Origin of the sequence: Ignatzschineria larvae DSM 13226, from assembly GCF_038500265.1 — a bacterium.
Classification (GTDB): domain Bacteria; phylum Pseudomonadota; class Gammaproteobacteria; order Cardiobacteriales; family Wohlfahrtiimonadaceae; genus Ignatzschineria; species Ignatzschineria larvae.
Window position 1 is genome coordinate 1,060,930 of sequence record NZ_CP150637.1, and the last position, 21,197, is coordinate 1,082,126.

Annotated in this window: 11 protein-coding genes and 1 pseudogene; 3 read left to right on the plus strand and 9 right to left on the minus strand. The window is 40.9% G+C overall.

The window, feature by feature from the left end; genetic code table 11:
* Nucleotides 1–21: 21 nt before the first annotated feature.
* From putP to fumC, 3 genes are all read right to left on the minus strand, one after another.
* A complete protein-coding gene (gene putP / locus WMO13_RS04530; RefSeq protein ID WP_026878094.1) occupies nt 22–1,623 on the minus strand; it encodes a sodium/proline symporter PutP in 1,602 nt (533 codons plus the stop codon).
* A 300-nt stretch (nt 1,624–1,923) separates the two neighbouring features.
* Nucleotides 1,924–5,088, minus strand: coding sequence for a bifunctional proline dehydrogenase/L-glutamate gamma-semialdehyde dehydrogenase PutA (gene putA / locus WMO13_RS04535; protein WP_026878093.1), 3,165 nt, complete (start codon nt 5,086–5,088; stop codon nt 1,924–1,926).
* Between the two features lie 497 nt (nt 5,089–5,585).
* Nucleotides 5,586–6,995 carry a class II fumarate hydratase gene (fumC, locus tag WMO13_RS04540; RefSeq protein WP_026878092.1) on the minus strand — a complete coding sequence of 470 codons (1,410 nt, stop codon included), beginning with the start codon at nt 6,993–6,995 and terminating at the stop codon, nt 5,586–5,588.
* Between the two features lie 543 nt (nt 6,996–7,538).
* Between fumC and WMO13_RS04545 the strand changes: the two genes are divergently transcribed.
* Together WMO13_RS04545 and WMO13_RS04550 are read left to right on the plus strand one after the other, a co-directional pair.
* Nucleotides 7,539–8,093 carry a class I SAM-dependent methyltransferase gene (locus WMO13_RS04545; protein ID WP_026878091.1) on the plus strand — a complete coding sequence of 185 codons (555 nt, stop codon included), beginning with the start codon at nt 7,539–7,541 and terminating at the stop codon, nt 8,091–8,093.
* A 119-nt stretch (nt 8,094–8,212) separates the two neighbouring features.
* Nucleotides 8,213–8,962, plus strand: a pseudogene (locus WMO13_RS04550) (SDR family NAD(P)-dependent oxidoreductase).
* A 168-nt stretch (nt 8,963–9,130) separates the two neighbouring features.
* On the opposite strand, the gene WMO13_RS04555 reads toward WMO13_RS04550, so the two are convergent.
* From WMO13_RS04555 to alaS, 4 genes are all read right to left on the minus strand, one after another.
* Nucleotides 9,131–10,261, minus strand: a complete 1,131-nt coding sequence (locus WMO13_RS04555) for an ABC transporter permease (protein WP_026878090.1) — start codon at nt 10,259–10,261, stop codon at nt 9,131–9,133.
* Between the two features lies 1 nt (nt 10,262).
* The gene (rbbA, locus tag WMO13_RS04560; protein ID WP_026878089.1) at nt 10,263–13,016 is read right to left on the minus strand and encodes a ribosome-associated ATPase/putative transporter RbbA; all 2,754 of its coding nucleotides are present in this window, start codon (nt 13,014–13,016) and stop codon (nt 10,263–10,265) included.
* Nucleotides 13,017–13,131: 115 nt separating this feature from the next.
* On the minus strand, nt 13,132–14,247 hold the full coding sequence (locus WMO13_RS04565; RefSeq protein ID WP_026878088.1) for an HlyD family secretion protein: 1,116 nt from the start codon (nt 14,245–14,247) through the stop codon (nt 13,132–13,134).
* Nucleotides 14,248–15,101: 854 nt separating this feature from the next.
* A complete protein-coding gene (gene alaS, locus WMO13_RS04570) occupies nt 15,102–17,708 on the minus strand; it encodes an alanine--tRNA ligase (RefSeq protein ID WP_026878087.1) in 2,607 nt (868 codons plus the stop codon).
* A gap of 328 nt (nt 17,709–18,036) precedes the next feature.
* Here alaS and WMO13_RS04575 point away from each other — a divergent pair, with 328 nt between their 5' ends.
* Complete coding sequence (locus WMO13_RS04575) at nt 18,037–18,678, plus strand: carbonic anhydrase family protein (RefSeq protein WP_026878086.1); 642 nt, start codon at nt 18,037–18,039, stop codon at nt 18,676–18,678.
* A 141-nt stretch (nt 18,679–18,819) separates the two neighbouring features.
* Here the strand turns inward: WMO13_RS04575 and leuD are convergent, their stop codons facing one another.
* Both leuD and leuC read right to left on the minus strand, forming a co-directional pair.
* Complete coding sequence (gene leuD, locus WMO13_RS04580; protein ID WP_026878085.1) at nt 18,820–19,476, minus strand: 3-isopropylmalate dehydratase small subunit; 657 nt, start codon at nt 19,474–19,476, stop codon at nt 18,820–18,822.
* Nucleotides 19,477–19,494: 18 nt separating this feature from the next.
* The gene (leuC, locus tag WMO13_RS04585) at nt 19,495–20,907 is read right to left on the minus strand and encodes a 3-isopropylmalate dehydratase large subunit (protein ID WP_026878084.1); all 1,413 of its coding nucleotides are present in this window, start codon (nt 20,905–20,907) and stop codon (nt 19,495–19,497) included.
* Nucleotides 20,908–21,197: the final 290 nt, after the last annotated feature.

The window sequence follows — 21,197 nt, forward strand, 5'->3', positions numbered from 1 at the left end:
TAGATTCATATTAGATTTATTTTATGACTTTGCTTTCATCAATGACTTGTATTCAGAATGCGCATCTGTAAAGTTCTTCTCCATTGAAGAGGATGCTTTACTGAAAAGGCTCACAATCACAAGCACCATAGAGGCTAATAAGAAGCCTGGTAAAATTTCATAGAGAGTTAAGAGCGGATATTGCTCTGCAATCACTGAAACATCTACACCTTGAGAAGCGGCTAACCAGACTTTAATTTTCGGGAAGATAATGACGGTGAGTGCGCCGGTAATCATGCCTAATAGTGCGCCATTGCGAGAGGTGCGCTTCCAGAAGATTGAGAAGACAACCACAGGCCCAAATGCCGCACCAAAGCCCGCCCAAGCGTAAGAAACAAGGCTTAAGACTTTACTATCCGGATCATACGCAATCCAAATTGAGATAATTGCTACGATGAAAACCATCAAACGACCAATCCATACAAGCTCTTTATCAGAAGCTTTAGGACGGAAAAAGCCTTTATAGAGGTCTTCAGTTAATGCGCTCGAGGAGACAAGTAATTGACAGCTTAAAGTACTCATAACAGCCGCTAAGACACCAGATAATACGATTCCTGCAATCCAAGGATTGAGTAACACTTTTGCAAGCTCCATAAAGACAGATTCAGGATTGCCTTTGATGACTTCACCAGTGCTAGTCATACCACCAATTACATTGATGCCTTGCTCAGGATGTTCAAGGAAATAGCCATATCCAAAGAAGCCCACTAATACCGCCCCTAAGAGGCAAAGCGCCATCCACGTAATAGAGATACGCCGCGCACTTGGAATCGTTTTGATGGAATCAGCGGCCATAAAACGGACCAGAATATGGGGTTGACCACAGTAACCTAATCCCCAAGCAAGTAGCGAAACAATGGCAATCCAGGTTAAACCATGGGTGAAGTTTAAGTGATCAGGGCTGGCATTATGAATCACTTCAATGGTGTTCATGACATCTAATGAACCATAATCGCCCATTTTAAGAATCACGATCGTAGGGACTAACAGCAGTGCAAAAATCATCAAAGTCGCTTGTACAGTATCAGTCCAGCTCACTGCTAAGAATCCACCAATAAAAACATAGGCAATTGTTGCAAAGGCACCGACCCAGAGTGCGATATCGTAATCCATATTAAAAGTCGATTCAAAAAGACGCGCACTAGCAACAACCCCTGAAGCACAGTAGATGATGAAGAAGAAAAGGATAATTAGGGCAGAGAAGATTTTCAGAAGCTTCTGCTTATCTTCAAATCGGCCATGGAAATAATCGGGGAGTGTTAGAGCATCATTCGCCTTTTCTGTAAAGAGACGCAATCTGCCGGCAACAAATAACCAGTTAAGATAAGCCCCTAAGAGTAAGCCGATCGCAATCCACGATTCTGAAATACCGGCGATAAAGATGGCACCCGGTAATCCCATTAGTAACCAACCACTCATATCCGATGCGCCGGCTGAAAGGGCAGTAACAACACTGCCTAAACTTCGCCCTCCGAGAATATAGTCTGAGAGGTTTTTAGTGGAATGGTAAGCGTAGAAACCGATGCCGAGCATCGCGAGAATATAGATAAAAAATGTAATATGTATTGGTTGTAAAAAACCCATAAAGACTCCTTTTTGAGAGATGGTTATTCCATTCTTATGACTGCTTTTGACAATAGATCATCGAAATTCGTAGATTACAGAATATTCCCATACTTGTATTCAAGGTCTATATTTAGAGTCTGCATTCAGAATCTCATTGATCATTGAGTAACAGTTTTGTAGTAGTGATGCTTGAGTAAAAGATAATTGAATCCTCTAAGTGCAAAGATTGATAGCGTTCTCTTATGCACTTAGAGGAATTTGATTGATTACGTGATGCTTTATTATCAATTGATGAGTCAAGCAACTTGCGATCAATTATTATTGTTGACTAGATTGGCTCATCAATGTGGCATCGCCCCCAATGGCAGCAGTATTGACTGAGATTGAATGCTCATTCATAAAACGGTGCAGATAATTCGGACCTGTTCCTGATAAGCCTAAACCTCCAAACGGTTGTACGCCGACAACAGCTCCTACCTGATTACGATTGACATAAAAGTTGCCCACCCTTGCATAAGTAATAATCTCTTCCACTAAAGTATCGTTACGGGTATGGATCCCCATCGTTAAACCATAGCCACTTCGATTCACTTCTGTGATGATTTGTGGCAAATCCGCACGATTATAGCGGATAATGTGAAGAATAGGGCCAAAATGTTCTTGGGTAAGGTCACTAATTGCTTCGATTTCAAATACCGTAGGGGGTACAAAATAGCCGGTTAATTCTGGATTAAGGGGAGCTTGAGTAATCAATTTCCCCGCTGATTTTAATGTCTCAATATGATTCAAGAGTCGTTTTTGTGCCGCCTGATCAATGACACAGCTTACATCTGTTTTACGATCAAAGGGTAGACCTACTACATAATCGGCAAGAGCACCTTTGAGTAGCTCAATAATTCGATCCGCAATCTCTTCTTGTAAATAGAGGACTCGAAGCGCAGAGCATCGTTGACCTGCACTGACAAAAGCAGATTGTAAGGTATCCTTGACCACTTGTTCAGGAAGTGCGGTTGAGTCCACAAGCATCACATTTTGTCCGCCTGTTTCGGCAATGAGCATAGGAATCGCCCCCTCTCTTTCTGCAAGATTGAGATTAATTCGTTTTGCTGTTGCCGTGGAACCCGTAAAACAGACGCCCACAACCCGTGGATCTTGGGTAATAAGATCTCCTAATACTTTGCCCTCACCGGGGATTAGTGCGATTACATTTTTCGGTAATCCTGCTTCAAAGAATAGTTCAATGGCACGATAAGCAATCAGTGAAGTCGTCTCTGCTGGCTTTGCTAATACGGTATTACCGGTCACAAGCGCTGCACTAATTTGCCCTAAAAAGATTGCGAGTGGGAAGTTCCAAGGACTAATACAGGCGATAACACCTTTACCGCTATAGAGGAAGCTATTGCGTTCACCTGTGGCACTTTTAAAGATCACTTCATCGGCATATTTACGGGCCTCCATTGCATAGTATCGGCAAAAATCGGCTGCCTCTCGCACTTCATCAACTCCATCTTGGATCGTTTTTCCAGCTTCTAAGCTACAAAGGGCAATCAGTTCTGCACGATTCTCCTCTAAGAGATCTGCCATTTTCTCTAAAATGGTGGCGCGCTTATCGAAGCCCTGTTGATTCCACTCAAACCAGGCTTCATCAAGCTGCTCAATGGCATTTTTCACTTCCGTTTCATTGGCAAATCGCACTTCACCGACAATACGTTTAAGGTCCGTAGGAGAGAGTTGAGAAATGATTGTTGAATGCGTGGTTGTATCATTTTTTCCCGTTTCATTTTTGAGGGTAATACCATTAATAATGGGTGCTGCAGTCCAACTCTTTTCAAGCCAATGATCATAATCTTTGGCAAAAGGCTCCCACGTAGAGGAGATATTACTATTGAGTCCTCGAGAATTCTTTCTCTGGCCATAGAGATTGTCGGAGTAGATCACTACCGGGTTTTTAATACTCTCATATTGTGCTACTTGCGTAATCGGATTGGTAGCAAGCAGTTCAATGGGCACTTCTGGGTCAACAAGTTGATTCACAAATGAGGAGTTAGCACCATTCTCTAATAAGCGTCTAACAAGATAAGGGAGAAGGTCATGATGTTTACCGACGGGGGCATAGATTCTCACGACTTGTCCTGATTGGGCAATAATTTCATTGTAGAGAGCTTCCCCCATGCCATGAAGTCGTTGGAATTCGAAATCTTTATTTTGAAAATGTTCAGAGAGCGTTAAAATTGCATTGACCGTTTGGGCATTGTGCGTGGCAAATTGTGGCTTGATTGCACCTTGAGCAAGCGGAGATAGGAGATATTGTGCACAGGCTAAATAGGAGATATCGGTATTCTCTTTGCGCGTAAAGACAGGGAAGTTATTGAGCCCACGCACTTGAGAATCTTTGATCTCCGTATCCCAATAAGCGCCTTTTACCAGTCGAACCGGAATTGTTGCATTTATCTCTTTAGCGAATAGGGTAATCCAAATCAGCGTAGGGAGTGCATGTTTAGCATAACCTTGAATCACTAATCCTAATCCGCCCCAATTGCGGATTGCGTCCACTTCTAATAATTTAGCAAAGAGTTGCAGTGAGAGTTCTAAACGATCTGCTTCTTCCGCATCAATACTGATCTGTACCTCTTTTTCAACGCCTAAGAGGGCTAATGATTTTACGCGCTCATAGAGCTCTGTCATCACGAGATCTTGATTGGCCACATTGTAGCGAGAATGTAGGGCGGAGAGTTTAATGGAGAGCGAGGGTTTAGGGCTATTCGGAAGTGCTTTTTCACCACCTACCGCAAGAAGGGCGGCCCGATAATCTTCAAAGTAACGTGCTGCATCGGCTTCAGTTAACGCCGCTTCACCGAGCATATCAAAGGTGTAGGTATAACCTGATTCCCGTAGTTTACGGCCATTTTTAAGGGCTGATTCAATCGTTTCACCAAGCACGAACTGTTTCCCCATGACTTTCATTGCCTGATAAACAGCTTTACGAATAAAGGGTTCGCTAAACTTATTTGTCATCTTCTTTAAAATACCGCTACTTTCATCGGTATCGATAATATTACCCGTCAGAATTAAGCCCCAAGTAGCAAAGTTCACTAAAGATTTATCACTTTTTCCGCGATGCTTTTCCCAATTAATCCCGGCGATTTTATCTTTGATAAAGGCATCTGCTGAGGCCTTATCGGGAATACGGAGATAGGCTTCAGCTAAACACATCAGCACTAGTCCCTCTTGCGTAGAGAGATTATATTCTCGCAATAAGGCATCGAGAGAGCTCTCAATATCTGGCTGATTACGAATTTTTTCAATGGTTTTAAAGGTGCGATCATAAATCTTCTGTGTCTCATCAGCACTTAAAGAAAGTGATGATTGTAAACGCTGTAACACAACAGCTTCATCTTCTAAATAGGTTTGTCCGATGATTGGAAAAAATGTAGAAGATGAAACATTCGGTAGTTGTTGTGTTGTTAAAATGGGGTCAAGCATGAATTACTCCTTTATAACTATTATTTAACAGGCTAGAAGCCTATTGAGCGATTATCAATATCTAAAAAATTGGAAACAGAAAGAAACCGCACAGAGCCTTGTCTATGGGAATTGAGTTTTGATGGTTTTCAATATTTACAATATTTAGATAATAATCAATTGCTCGGATAAATCGGTGGTTATGGTTACACTTTTAATTATTGTTAGGATTTTTATTTAGTCTCTATTCAGTTTTTATTCAACGATGACGATATTGTCGTAATTTGAATCCGCAATTTTAATCGTTATCGAGAAAATAAAGATAACTTTAGAGAGATATATCACTTCGGTAGAACAATGACAAGCCTTTAAGTTATGTGATGAATCGTCAATGTTCATTATAGGAAGGTCTAGCTATAAAAAAGCTACCGAATAGCAAATTCGATAGCTTTAATGGATAGCTTTAATGATTAAGCGCTTATGATGAGACTCGATTTAAAGTGAGTTTTAATCGAGTTCTATTTTGTCGCAATATGTAATGATCCAACCATTTCAGAAGGAACAACCCATTGGTCAAATTCTTCAGCAGTCAAGAAACCTAACTCAAGTGCTGATTCTTTGAGCGTAATACCTTTTGCATGGGCATTTTTGGCGATTTTTGCGGCTTTATCGTAGCCGATATGAGTATTTAAAGCAGTGACAAGCATCAGCGAATTATTCACAAGCTCAGTGATACGCGCTTGATTAGGCTCAATACCCACAGCACAATGATCGTTAAAGCTCTCCATACCGCCGCCTAAAATACGGACAGATTGTAGGAAATTATTGATAATCATTGGGCGGAAGACATTGAGCTCAAAGTTACCGGAAGCGCCGCCGATATTAATAGCGACATCATTACCAAAAACTTGCGCACATGCCATTGTTAATGCTTCTGATTGAGTAGGGTTGACTTTTCCTGGCATAATAGAGCTTCCTGGCTCATTTTCAGGGATCGTGATTTCACCAATGCCTGAACGAGGGCCTGACGCTAACCAACGAACATCATTGGCGATTTTGTTCAGAGAAGCAGCTAAACCTTTCAGTGCGCCATGCGCTTGAACAATCGCATCAGTGGTGGCTAATGCTTCAAATTTGTTTGGTGCGGTCACGAAAGGCTCTTTGGTATAATCGGCAATCTCTTTAGCAACGCGTACAGCATATTCAGGATGCGTATTGAGACCTGTACCTACCGCAGTACCGCCGAGTGCTAATTCATAGAGATGGAAGAGTGAACGATCGATATGTTTTAAGCTATGGGCAAGCATTGATTCCCAACCAGAGATCTCTTGACCGAGTGTGAGCGGTGTTGCATCTTGCAAATGGGTACGACCAATTTTGACAATTTCTCTAAATGCAATCGCTTTTTCGCCGAGGGTTGTTTGTAGGCGCGTTAACATAGGGATAAGAAGACGTTTAATTTCTAATACTGCAGCGATATGCATCGCTGTTGGGAAGGTATCATTAGAGCTTTGTGCTTTATTAACATCATCATTAGGATGCACCAAACGCTCTTCACCACGAACGCCCCCTAAGATCTCACTAGCACGATTAGCTAATACTTCATTCATATTCATATTGGTCTGAGTGCCAGAGCCCGTCTGCCAAAGAGAGAGCGGGAATTCGGTATCATGTCTGCCGGCTAATACTTCATCTGCAGCTGCAATAATCGCTTCTGCTTTTTTAGGATCAAGATTACCAAGATCCATATTCACTTTTGCCGCTGAACGCTTGACGATGGCAAGGGCTTCAATTAAGGCTTTAGGCATCTTCTCATTAGAGATACGGAAATTTTGCAATGAACGTTGGGTTTGTGCGCCCCATAGTTGATTGCTCGGAACCTTCATCTCGCCCATAGTGTCTTTTTCAATACGAAATGCTTCTGTCATGGAATAAACTCCTTTGTATGAATCATTGTGGAATATTAATTATGTATATGTATCACTAAATTAGTTAATTAGTTAATTAGTTAATTAGTTAGTATTAATTTTAGTCTTAAATCTAATTTGAATCTTGAATTGGTATGATGGCACTATCATGCCATAAATTCAAAATAGAAACTACGTCTTAACTACATAAGGCTTTATCTACCATAATCAAGGGATATAAGTGCGCTTGTTTTAGCGCTTTGTGAGTATTTCTATCTAATTTCCACCTAATCTATTGAAAATACAGTTTATTATTGTTTTTTTATCATTTCTCTTTATTGCATAAAAAGAACTATTTATAGTGGAAGCTCTGAGATATTCTAGATTCTTTGGTCATATTGTTGAAATATCATCAATGATCTATTGATGGTCTGAACAGGAGGCTTGTAGATTGGAAGTTGCAATTGCAATAAAATTTAAATTTTTGAATTACTTCTGAATTACTAAGAGAAAGATGTAGAAATTTGTTATAATCTGCACACTAATCATGGAAGGAAATGTGCAATGGCACTTGATTATAAAAAACATTTAACATATCTCAATAGCTTTATCAGCTCTCCTCGTAGTGTAGGAACCCTTATCCCCTCATCTCCCGCGCTCTGTAAGGCAATGGTTGCGCAAATCAATTGGCATCAACAAGATCTGAAAATAGCAGAACTCGGTGCTGGCGATGGGGTGCTAACTAAACATATTCTCAGAGCAATGCCGATCGATTCAAAGCTTTTTGCCTATGAGATCAACCCTCATTTTTTTTCATGTCTTGATAATTTAAAGGATACTCGGCTAGAAATTTGTAAGGTTTCAGCGGAAAATCTCAATCAACCTTTTAATGTGATCTTCTCTTGTCTGCCTTTTCTCTCTCTTCCCCTGCGCCTTTCGTTACGCATCTTACGATCTGTCATGCGCGTACTAGAGGAAACGGGTGGAAGTTTTATTCTATTTCAATATACACAGAAGATGGAGAAAGTACTCTCTCGTTACTTTAATTGGGAACGGGCATATGTCTTGAAAAATTTTCCTCCTGCTTATGTCTATCATTGCCGAGTTAAAAGCATATAGTCCTAAAAAATTTTATTGTTAAAGTTGTTTTTATGTTTTTATTATATAAATAAAATCAATAACTTAATATAAAGCTGTTACTATGAAGATATCAACTATTGATATTTGAGGGAGCTTATATGGAATTTAAAGATAAAATTGTTATCGTTACAGGTGGTGCAAGTGGTATTGGAGAGGCAACTGTTAAGGCATTTTGTCAAGAAGGTGCGAAGGTTATCATTGCCGACTTGAGTGATACAGGGCAAACATTGAGTAATACGTTGAATCAGCAAGGGTATCAATCTCTATTTTTTAAAATTGATGTGACGGATCGTCTACAAAATCAAACGTTGATTGATTTTACAGTGAAAAAATTTGGAGGTCTGGATATTATCTTTGCTAATGCTGGTATTGCAACAGATCATAATCGTCCCGCTGGTGAATTACCCTTTGCCGATTGGGATCGTTGTATTGATATTAATCTTAATGCTGTCTTTACGCTAGATAAACTCGCGATCGAATATTGGATTCAACAAGATCAATCTGGAATTATTGTGAATTGTGGTTCAATTCATAGTTGGGTCGGGAAGGAACGAATTACTGGGTATGCGACTACAAAAGGAGCTGTTAAATTACTGACACAATAATTAGCTATTGATTATGCAAGTAAGGGAATTCGTGTGAATGCAGTTTCTCCTGGATATATCGATACACCGCTTTTAAAAGATCTTCCTATTGAAGCAAAAGAAGAATTAGTAAAACTACATCCTATTGGTCGATTAGGGCGTGCCGAAGAGGTGGCAGATGCGGTGCTATTTTTAGCAAGTAATAGAGCTAGTTTTATTAATGGCATTTCTTTGTTGGTAGATGGTGGATATGTAGCGCGCTAAAAGCTCAGCGCTAAAATAAGATATAGAATTTGTCAATACTTTTATAAGGTGTAGTTGTATAGTAATTCACTGTTTATGAATTGATTTTATATGGCTACCAAAAAAGAATAAAGAGGAAGCTCAATTCATATGAGTCTTCCTCTTTTTAAATATAGTTGTTCATATTGCCTATGCCATCTGCCCAATGGTCGCTCTAAATCGACGATGTGCAAAATAGAAGAAGGCGCTTCCGATAATGAGCAGATAGAGCATCTGTGGCCAAACAATCGAAATTCCCGCACCTCTAAAGAGAATCGCTTTACCAAGTTCGATAAAGTGTGTCGTTGGCGCTATGAGCATAATATTTTGAATAAGTTCCGGCATACTCTCTCTTGCCGTCATACCCCCCGATAACATTTGAAGCGGGACGAGTACCAAGAGTAGCAACATCCCAAATTGTGGCATATTACGTGCTAGGGTTGCTAGATAGATCCCGATAGATGTGGTGGCAAAGAGATTAAGTGCTGCACCAAAGACGAAGAGTCCTACTGAGCCTTCCACCGGAACCTTAAGCCAACCTTGTACAACAAAGACTAATGATAAGGAGGCTGCAATCAGTACCACAAGGCCCATAGACCAAACTTTTGAGAGCATAATCTCAAAAGGCGTTAAAGGCATTACTAAGAGATGCTCAATGGTTCCTCGTTCTCGCTCTCGGATGACTGCTGCCCCTGTGAGAATAATTGAGAGCATTGTAATCAGGTTTATGACTTCATTAAGCGCACCAAACCAAGCCGCAGTTAGATTGGGATTAAAACGCATCCGTTCAGTGATGTTAACAGGAAGACTCTGTTTTTGCCGTTCTCTTGCTATATATTCACCGACCTCTCCATTGATAATCTGAGTGATAATCACATTACCGGTAAAGCCTTGTGTCATACGGGTCGCATCAATATTGAGTTGCATCGTCGGCGTACGATCTCCTAAGAGATCTTGCTGAAATGAAGGGGGAATATTGAGCACGAAAGTATATTGTCCCTTATCCATACCGATATCCATCTCATCAAGCGTAATATTATCAGGTAACGTAAATTGAGGCGGATAGAAAGCGCTCTGTATTCGTTCTGATAGCGTTGATCGATCCTCATCAACCACAGCGATACTCGCATTTTGTAAACCATCAGGCACTGCCGTTGCCGCAGTATATACAGATACCGTAAAGGTAAAGGCGATGAGCACTAAGAGGAAAGGATCCCGAATTAAGCTCCATAGCTCTTTAATGCCAAGATTGTAGATGTTTTGTGCATAAGTTTTATTCATCTTAAGAATCCTGTTTTTTGAGTAAAAGAACACTGAAGAGAATAATCAGCGGTCCACCTATCATTAGAATAAAGATCTCGCTATGTAGATCTTGGAAGTAGAGCGCTTTATTAAAGATTCCCCGAGAAATCGTTAACATATGTGATGCGGGATAGAGTTCTCCAATAATGCGTCCCATCCCTTCAAGCGAACTTACAGGATTGAGCATCCCGGCAAATTGAATGGAAGGAATCAAAGTGCCAATAATCGTGAAGAACATAGCGCCAATTTGACTCTTTGTAAAGCTCGAAGCGAAGAGACCAAAACCGGTAGAGAAGATTGTAAAGAAGAGTACTGCAAGCGTTAACGTTAATAATCCCCCTTTAACCGGCACGCCAAAAAGCGTCAAGGCTAAGAAGATCATCAAAACAAAGTTAAACATCGCCACAATGATATAGGGGATCTGTTTTCCTAGTAAGAACTCAAGCTTTGTGACCGGCGTTACATAGAGGTTAAGAATAGAACCAAGCTCTTTTTCTCGAACGACTGAAAGCGCTGCTAACATCGCGGGAATAAGAAGTAACATAATCGGAATAACCGCCGGGACAATGGCCACTAAACTTTTCACATCAGGATTATAACGGTAACGTACTTCAATATTGAAATTTTCAGGAAGCTCAATGCCATAACTATATTTAGCTTCTTTCTTGAGCCAATCTAAATGCATACCTTGTACATAACCACGAATGGTCTCGGCGCGTTGCGGCATCGCACCATCAATCCAAACGCCAATTTCAACGGGTGCGCCTCGTGCCACATCACGGGCAAAGTTAGGAGGAATTTCAATAGCTAATGCGATCTCTGCGCTACGCATCCTTTCATCAAGTTGGTCATAATCGTAAATAGGATCTTGCTCAACAAAGTAACGGGAGCCTGCAATATTATTCACATAGCTTGTACTCAGTGTAGTTTGATCTCGGTCTAAAATCGCGTAGGGTAGATCCTCTACGTCCATGGTAATTCCGTAGCCAATGGTGGCCATCAGGATCAAGGAACCTAATAGGGCTAATGTGGCACGAACCGGATCTCGGCGTAACTCTAACGCTTCTCGCCAAGTGTAGCTGAGTAACCGTTGAATACTAAAACGCTTTGGCTTCGCTTCGGCTTCCTGATCGGCTTTTTCAGGATCAATTTCCCCTGTAATGCGCGTCTCTTTCGCTTCTTCATCAGAAGGGATATCATCACCGGCACCAGCATCTAATAGATATTTAATAAAAGCTTCTTCTAAAGTATCGGTGCCTTGTTTAATGATCAGATTTTCAGGTGTATCACTATCGAGCACTTCACCGGCATGCATCATTGACATACGATCACAGCGCAATGCTTCATTCATAAAGTGGGTTGAGATGAAGATTGTTACGCCATCTTTACGAGAAAGCTCGATGAGTAAACGCCAGAAATTATCCCGCGCAATAGGGTCAACGCCCGATGTAGGCTCATCTAGAATCAGTAATTCAGGTTTATGTACCATCGCAACGGCAAGCGAAAGTCTTTGACGCATTCCAAGTGGAATATCATCCGGAAGTTTCTCTAATACCGATTGAAGGTCAAAGCGCTGCACCATTTCTGCAACACGATGATCGATTTGATCTGCAGGTACATGAAAGAGTTTGGCATGGAGCACTAAATTTTGAAGCACCGTTAATTCACTATAGAGTGAGAACGCTTGCGACATATAGCCAACACGTTTGCGCGTATTAATATCTTCAGAATCGATCTCTTGCCCAAAGAGCCAAGCTTGCCCCTCGCTCACCGGGAGGAGACCTGTCAACATCTTCATTGTAGTGGATTTACCACAACCATTGGAGCCCAAGAAACCGAAGATTTCCCCTTTTTTAATCTCAAAACTCACATGATTAACAGCGGTAAAATCCCCAAATTTCTTGGTCAATCCTTCAGCTTTAATTGCGGTAGGTGTATCTTCTGTCAGTTCAAGCGGTGGAACGATAATGGGCTCGTAACCTTCTTTTTTCTCATCAGGGAGAAGATCAATAAAGGCTGCTTCCAAATTATCTGTATTAGTTTGCTCTAATAACTCTTTAGGCGTTCCGGTAGCGAGTATCTTGCCATCATCCATCGCTACTAACCAATTGAAACGCTCGGCTTCATCCATATAGGCTGTCGCGACCATCACGCTCATTGAAGGGCGCTCTTTACGAATACGATTAATCAGATCCCAAAATTGTGAACGGGCTAAGGGGTCAACGCCGGTTGTCGGTTCATCGAGAATCAGTAGATCAGGATCATGAATGAGCGCACAGCAGAGACCGAGTTTCTGTTTCATACCGCCGGAGAGTTTCCCTGCAGGGCGATCTAAGAATTTATAGAGACCAGTGCTTTTCGTGAGATCATCAATTCTGCGTCGGCGTTCTTGATCATTATGACCAAAGAGTCGTCCGAAGAATTGGAGATTTTCCTCCACCGACAGTGTAGGGTAGAGGTTTTTCCCAAGTCCTTGAGGCATATAGGCGATACGTGGACAGATACGATCGCGTACTGATTTTTCACGCATATCGCCCCCGAGGACAATCACTTCGCCCGTCTGAATTTTACGCGCACCAGCAATGAGTGAGAGTAGGGTAGATTTTCCAACACCATCAGGACCGATCATACCGGTAATAATGCCGTGGGGAATCTCAATAGAGAGGTTATCTAATGCCTGATTTTCTCCATAATAGAAAGAGAGATCTTGTACAGAAACTACGGATTGATTCATCTGCATCGTTGAATATCCTTTTTTAAATGACTACAAACGTAGGGTAAGTTGCGCCTATTTTGGAATCCAAAATTTTTCATATACTTAAAGACCTATTATAGATACAAGGGATCTATTATTTATTTGATGTCGTTGGCGCAGTAAGCTCTGCTGCTTCTTCAATAAGTGGGCCTTCTAAGAAAGCTGGCCATTTTTTATCTGGGTTCGTTTGAATATACGCCTCTCCCGTGACACCTGTCTTAATATATTTTTGATAACGATCGAGTAATTCATGTGGAATTTTGGCTTTCACTCGATACATCAATTTTTGACGTTCATTTTGAGTCTCCACTGTTTTAGGCGTAAATTGTGCTTCAGGAGATACAAAGGTAACACGTGCAGGAATCGGCATGTCAGGCGCAACATCTAACACGATACGAACTTCGGTGCCATCTTTTTCACCTTCTACTAACATCCCGGTGTATTCTGTGGGCACGAAGAAGGTCATGTAGACTTTAGAGAGATCAAGAAGATTGAGCACTTTACCGCCGGCCCCTAATACTTCTGAAGGTTCGGAGATGCGATATTGAATGCGACCTGTAACGGGCGCTGTGAGGGCGCTATCTTTGATATCCGCTTTTACACGATTAATCGTCGCCTGTGCTGCGGATACTTGTGACTGTGCTGCGACATATTGTGCCTTAGCTGCATCGATCGCAGCTTGGGCGGCGGCAACTTGAGATTCAGCTGTGGCAACATCAGAACGGGAAACTCGGGTGAGTGCTTCTTGATCATCAAACTCTTGTTCGGTAGAGGCCCCTTTTTTCACGAGCGTTTGAATTCTTTTAAGTTTACGTTCAGCAGCATAGAGTTTACTTTCTGCAGCAGAAACAGCTGATTCAGCAGCAACTTTATCACTTTCACGAGCGGTAACGACCGCTTTAGCAGAATTCGCTTGATGTTGTGCTTGTTCATAATAAGCTTCTGCTTCTGCAAGTTGGGCTTCTAAGGAATCAAGTTGCATGATTGCTAATAGTTGGCCCTCTTCAACGTAATCTCCTTCATCTACAAGAATCTGATCTACACGACCAGGAAGTTTTGTGGCAATATCAAGCGGTGTAACTTCAATACGGCCATTGGCTTTGATAAATCCTTCTACAGGATCGCGATTAAGAAGAAAGTTAGCGATAATAATTAATGCAACAATGATAATGCCAATAATAATGTACTTGTTACGTTTACTCTTTTGCATATGAACCCCTTCTAAATGTGTTAATCAATATAGTAAACCCACTAGCACTAGACGAGACCAATAGATGGCACTAGTAATGTAATCGTGTTGTTATGATTTATATTGTGGGATATTGAAAATAAAAACGACTACAAGCGTGGATTAATGTCTTATTGAAGTAGTACCTTGTTCTTAACCTCATTCTATATTAAATAATTAAGAATAACAGTAAAGCAATAACAAAAAATGACGAAAAAAATAGTTTATTTACCATGTAGAGATAATGAAAATAATTGGTTAGTAAATATTAATTATTTCATGTTGCGATATCTATTGATTTTCCCGATTGATGAATTGAAAGTACTGAAGTGTTGAGAGTCATGATAAGTACTTCAATTGAGACAAAAGGTATGAAAAGTTACAGAATATCTGGAAAGTTTATTTGAATGAAGCGGGGGGAAGTATAGTAAATTGGGTTTAAGAAAAATAGTTTTAAGCAACCAGTGTGGGATTTTAAAAGAACATAAAACTGCGCACTAAACAACAGTTGCAAGATACCGGATAGAACAGTTTCCTCACTTCTTACAACCGATGCACAGGCATTTAAATAAGCTTATTTTGAACCGATATTACTATAGTGAACGTAAGGTTGATTATTTGGTTAGATAACCTCAGTATGATAGCTAATCTTCAAGAGTATTTGTGCAATACAGATTACTAATGATACTGATATTTATTTATAAATAAGAGGAGGCACTCAATAAAAAAGAACCCATATTGTAATATGGGTCCAATATGGGTCTTTCGTTATATCTTCTAGAAATAAGTAGTTGAGTTTTTATTTCTATTCTTCTTATTATTAGCAGATCAGGGGATTAAGCGAGTTTCTCTTTAATCCAGCTATCCGCAGCTTTAAAGGCTTGCGGAATTTCTTGTGGATTACTGCCGGCACCTGTCGCTGAATCTGGGCGACCGCCGCCTTTACCGCCAACAATAGTCGCTGCAATATTGAGTAATTCGCCTGCTTTGATTGTACCGGTTAAAGCTTTATCAACGCCGGCAACAATCGCAACACGTCCATCGACTTCACTCATGAGTAGAGTAATGCCTTGTGTTTCTGCTTGAAGATTGTCACAAAGCTCACGCAGTGAACGACTATCAGCGCCATCGACTTTTGCAAGGATCACTTTGACATCATTAATCACCTCCGCTTTTCCTAAAATCGGCCCACGATTTGCAAATACGAGTTTCGATTGCAATTGTGCAAGCTCTTTACGAAGTGATTTACTCTCATCAAGTGCTTGTTCAACGCGGCTTGTAATATGGGCACTATCTGTTTTAAGTGTCGCACCTAAATGATGAAGTGTTGCGCTCTCTTCAAGCATAATTTCCACTGCTTGCCCGCCAGTCACTGCTTCAATACGGCGAACACCTGCCGCGATCCCGGTTTCTTGGGTAATTTTGAAGAGGCCGATGTCACCGGTTGCTGCCACATGAGTCCCGCCACAAAGCTCAATCGATCCACCCATTTCAACCACACGAACTTGAGCGCCATATTTTTCACCGAAAAGTGCCATCGCGCCTTTCGCTTTTGCATCATCAATCGCCATCTCTTCAATCAGAATAGGGTCATTTTGACGAATTGCTTCATTCACCATCCGCTCAACATTTTGCAGTTCAGCAAAGCTTACAGGTTTATTGTGAGAGAAGTCAAAACGTAGACGCTCATCCGTCACTAACGAACCTTTCTGTTCAATATGGCTACCGAGCAATGTTTGTAATGCTTTATGTAATAAATGCGTTGCCGAGTGATTTTTACGAATCAAATTACGGCGACTATTATCAATTTCTGCCGTTACTTTGGCAGATTTTGAGATTGATCCTTCGGTAACAACACCGATATGAAGGAAGATATCTTGCTGTTTTTTTGTATCTTTCACTAAGAACGTGAAGCCATCGCCTTTAATAGTCCCGGTATCGCCCACTTGTCCCCCAGATTCACCATAAAATGGGGTTTCAGTTAAGACAATCATCGCTTCATCACCATTATGAATCTGATCCACTTCTTCACCACCCACTAAAATGGCATGAATCTCAGCATCGCTATCTGCTTGTTCATAGCCTTTAAATGCTGTTTGGGTAAGATGATCGATTTTAAGGAGTTTTTCTGCACCAAAGTTACTTGCCGCACGAGCACGCTCTCTCTGTTCTTCCATACAGCGTTCAAAGCCTGCCATGTCGAGCGTTAAATCTTGCTCTCGTGCAATATCATTGGTCAAATCGACAGGGAAACCGTAAGTATCATAGAGTTTGAAAATGGTTTCGCCTTGAATCTCTTTAGATTTGAGGTTCGCAATATCTGCTTCTAATAATTTAAGACCATTTTCAAGTGTAGTAGAGAAGCGTTTCTCTTCTTCTTTGATGGTTTCGATAATGAAATCTTGTTTCTCGACTAATTGTGGATAGGCTTCCCCCATCTCTTTCACAAGTGCCGGTACAATTTTGTAGAAGAAAAGATCTTTTTGGCCTAACTTATAACCATGACGAATCGCTCGGCGAATAATACGGCGGAGCACATAGCCTCGACCCTCATTAGAGGGTAAAATGCCATCGGCAATTAAGAAAGAGACCGAACGAATATGATCGCTCAAAACCTTTAGTGAATTATTATTTAAATCTTTGATACCTACTGCATCAGCAGAGGCTTGAATTAAGTTCACAAAGAGATCGATCTCATAATTACTATGCACTTTTTGAAGAATCGCTGAAATACGCTCTAATCCCATTCCTGTATCGATTGATGGATTCGGTAATGGATGCAAGGTACCTTCTTCATCTCGATTAAATTGCATGAAGACAAGATTCCAGATCTCAATAAAGCGATCGCCATCTTCTTCTGCAGATCCCGGAGGGCCGCCCCAGATATGATCGCCATGATCGTAGAAAATTTCAGAGCAAGGTCCACAAGGCCCTGTATCGCCCATTTGCCAGAAGTTATCAGATCCGCCATCGGCTTTATCGCCAATGCGGATAATCTTCTCTGCCGGAACGCCAATCACTTTATTCCAAATATCAAAAGCTTCATCATCGGTATGATAAACCGTTACGAGGAGCTTTTCTGCGGGTAGATTGTAAACCGTTGTTAACAATTCCCAAGCATAAGTGATCGCTTTCTCTTTGAAGTAATCCCCAAAGCTGAAGTTTCCAAGCATCTCAAAAAAAGTATGATGACGTGCGGTAAAACCTACATTTTCGAGGTCATTATGCTTACCGCCTGCACGGACACATTTTTGTGCAGTGGTTGCGGTCTTATAATCCCGTTTCTCTAAACCGAGGAAACAATCTTTAAATTGATTCATACCGGCATTGGTAAAGAGGAGCGTCGGATCATTCGCAGGGAGTAGAGAACTAGAAGCAACTTCTCGATGTCCTTTACTGACAAAGAAGTCGATAAATTTACGGCGTATTTCGTTAGTCTTCATGGAATTTTATACTTTATGATCAGGAGAATAGTGCAAATCATTGTCATCACAATGGGGAGAGCAACTACTCTCTAATGGTTAAAAGATTCTGTTATAAAAAATTTTACTGTTCAATTCTACCAATTTTAATTGTTTGCCGCATAATTTTGAAATTTAAAACCACAATTTTAGCAATCATCGATATTGATGGGAGGAGATACAATCTGTTTCTGATATATTTTATCGGCACATTTATTTTATTTCGTTTTATTTCGTTCTACCGTGTGATATTTTTAGTTGTTATTGATAATTTATGAATAGAAGATAGAAGGAAGTACAAAATCCCCTTATGAGACTCCATAATATAGAAGATCAGAAATCCTTAACCCCGAAATTAGCGCTTACTTTTCTTAAAGAGGGAAATCAACGCTTTGTCGCTAACCTCAAAGCGCATAGTAATCTACTTGAGCAAGTGAATGAGACAAAAGCAGGGCAATTTCCATTTGCGATTATTTTAAGTTGCATCGATAGTCGTACTTCTGCTGAATTGATCTTCGATCAAGGTTTAGGGGATATCTTTAGTGCTCGAATTGCCGGCAATGTGTTGAATGAAGATATTATCGGCTCAATGGAATTTGCTTGTAAGCTCGCAGGTTCAAAATTAATCGTGGTATTAGGGCATAGCCATTGCGGTGCGATTACCGGCGCTTGTCATGGTACGGAGCTTGGACATTTAACGAATCTTCTAGCTAAGGTTAAACCGTCTATTGAATATGTACAGAAACATCATCAACATCTCGATATTCGTTCGAAAGAAGCTGTCGATCAAGTGGCCTTTCATAATGTTGAACATACCATTTCTCATACATTAGAGAAAAGTGCTGTTCTCAAAGAGATGTATGAAGCGGGAGATATCGGAATTGTCGGGGCTTTCTACAAAGTTGAAACCGGAGAAGTCGATTTTATTCAAGAGCTATTTGTGGAGAAATAGAAAATGCCAGCAGATGATTCTTGCCGGCATTACTGTATTGATTGTATCGATTATTCCAATTCAATAGAGTGTTAAATTGATTCCTAAACAGAGTACTAGACAGATTCTGTTGTAATTCTTCACTGTTATGATTGAATTATTTTAATCCTTAAATATCCAAGGTGCTCTTTCTGCTCGTTTGGCTTCATAAGCACGGATTTCATCAGCGTGTTCTAAGGTTAAGCTGATATCGTCAAATCCTTGAATAAGGCAATGTTTACGGAATTCATCAATTTCGAAGATAAATGAATCTGTTAATACTTCACCCTTGCGTACTGCGGTCACACTTTGATTAGGTAGATCAATTGCAATCTCAAGATCATCATATTGTGCAGTCAGTTGGAATAAAGTTTCGATCTGTTCTGGTGTTAAACGAATGGGAAGAAAACCATTTTTGAAGCAGTTATTATAGAAAATATCTGAATAGCTAGAGCTAATCACTGCCCGAAATCCATAATCGGTTAATGCCCAAACAGCATGTTCCCGGGAAGAGCCACAGCCAAAATTTTCTCGGGCGAGTAGAATGGTGGCTTCTTTATATTGTGGCTGATTGAGTGAAAATTCCATATTAAGAGGACGCTTGCTGTTATCCATTCCTGGAGCACCGAGATCTAAATAACGCCACTCATCAAAGAGATTAGGACCAAATCCTGTTTTATAAATACTCGTTAAAAATTGTTTAGGAATAATGGCATCGGTATCAATATTGGCTCGATCGAGAGGAACAACGATGCCGGTATGAGTTACAAATGGTTGCATAGATAATCTCCTTCTTGATTAAGCTTCATTAATAGTACGAATATCCACAAAATGCCCAGCAATTGCAGCAGCGGCCGCCATCGCAGGGCTCACTAAGTGAGTACGGCCTGCAGCACCTTGACGGCCCTCAAAGTTCCGATTAGAAGTGGAAGCGCAACGTTCATAAGGCTCAAGTCTATCAGGATTCATCGCAAGACACATTGAGCAACCTGGCTCACGCCATTCAAAGCCAGCATCAATAAAGATTTGATCTAATCCTTCTGCTTCTGCAGCCGCTTTGACAATCCCTGAGCCGGGAACAACCATCGCTAATTTGATATTAGGAGCAATTTTTTTCCCTTTCACGAATCGCGCTGCATCGCGAATATCTTCTAATCGAGAGTTGGTGCAAGAGCCGATAAAGACCTTATCAATCATCATCTCTTCTGGGGATTCACCCGCTTTCAATCCCATATATTTAAGTGCTTTAGCGATGCTGTCTCGCTGTACAGCATTAGCCGCTTTTTCAGGATCGGGGACAACTTGATCGATACCAATCACCATTTCAGGACTGGTACCATAACTTACCTGTGGCGCGATCATTGCTGCATCGAGCGTGATCACTTTATCAAAATGCGCATTTGGATCAGAATGCAATGTTTGCCAATAGCTCACCGCTTTATCCCAATCTTCACCCTTAGGAGCAAATGGACGATTTTTAACATACTCTATCGTGGTATTATCAACGGCCACTAATCCGACGCGAGCACCAGCTTCTATCGCCATATTACACATGGTCATTCGACCTTCCATTGACAGATTAGCGACAGCATCGCCAGCAAACTCAATGGCATAGCCGGTACCGCCAGCAGTACCAATATGGCCGATAATGGCAAGAATCAGATCTTTAGCAGTCACATTAGGTTGTAATTGACCCATGACTTCGATCTTCATCGTTTTAGACGGTTTTTGCACTAGGCAACTTGTTGCCATAACATGTTCAACTTCACTAGTACCAATTCCAAAAGCAATCGCACCGAAAGCACCATGTGTTGCCGTATGTGAATCGCCGCAAACAATTGTCATCCCCGGAAGTGTCGCTCCTTGTTCAGGACCTGCAACGTGTACAATGCCTCGGCGTTGATCACCGATAGGGAAGTAATTGAGGGCATGTTTTGTGGCATTTTGATGCAGCGTATCGACTTGCAGTTTAGCAATAGGATCTGTGATATTCGCGATATCACTTGTTGTCGGCGTATTGTGATCTGCCATTGCGACAATTGCATTTTTACGCCAGAGCGAACGTCCTGCTTTCTCGAGGCCTTCAAAAGCCTGAGCGCTTGTAACTTCATGAATAATATGTCGATCGATATAGAGAAGGGCTGTACCATCTGCTTCAGTGCGAACAACATGATCATCCCAAATCTTTTCGTAAAGTGTTTTTGCTGTCATTTTTATATCCACTATCTTTTTTATGAATGCGTTGATGCGTTGATTCCTATAGATCTATTTTCCTATTAGGGATAAAAACTATTACTAATAAGAAAATCATAAGCAACTTATTGATAAGCCTAATGTCGGATAGGGAAGGCTTGGGTAGATCTTTAATGTGATAAAGATTACCGTTGTTCACATGATCATAAGATTTTGTCCTGATCTGTGCTATAAAGTTGATCGCTGCTCATTCGCCCTTGTGATTCTCATTTGATTATGTAATAGCGATGGAAGTTTATCTGACCACG

Bases quoted from the DNA above. Each gene is read 5' to 3' on its own strand.
- putP (WP_026878094.1), bottom strand. From the start codon at position 1,623: ATGGGTTTTTTACAACCAATACATATTACATTTTTTATCTATATTCTC.
- WMO13_RS04575 (WP_026878086.1), top strand. From the start codon at position 18,037: ATGAGACTCCATAATATAGAAGATCAGAAATCCTTAACCCCGAAATTA.
- WMO13_RS04555 (WP_026878090.1), bottom strand. From the start codon at position 10,261: ATGAATAAAACTTATGCACAAAACATCTACAATCTTGGCATTAAAGAG.
- rbbA (WP_026878089.1), bottom strand. From the start codon at position 13,016: ATGAATCAATCCGTAGTTTCTGTACAAGATCTCTCTTTCTATTATGGA.
- fumC (WP_026878092.1), bottom strand. From the start codon at position 6,995: ATGACAGAAGCATTTCGTATTGAAAAAGACACTATGGGCGAGATGAAG.
- putA (WP_026878093.1), bottom strand. From the start codon at position 5,088: ATGCTTGACCCCATTTTAACAACACAACAACTACCGAATGTTTCATCT.
- alaS (WP_026878087.1), bottom strand. From the start codon at position 17,708: ATGAAGACTAACGAAATACGCCGTAAATTTATCGACTTCTTTGTCAGT.
- WMO13_RS04565 (WP_026878088.1), bottom strand. From the start codon at position 14,247: ATGCAAAAGAGTAAACGTAACAAGTACATTATTATTGGCATTATCATT.
- WMO13_RS04545 (WP_026878091.1), top strand. From the start codon at position 7,539: ATGGCACTTGATTATAAAAAACATTTAACATATCTCAATAGCTTTATC.
- leuC (WP_026878084.1), bottom strand. From the start codon at position 20,907: ATGACAGCAAAAACACTTTACGAAAAGATTTGGGATGATCATGTTGTT.
- leuD (WP_026878085.1), bottom strand. From the start codon at position 19,476: ATGCAACCATTTGTAACTCATACCGGCATCGTTGTTCCTCTCGATCGA.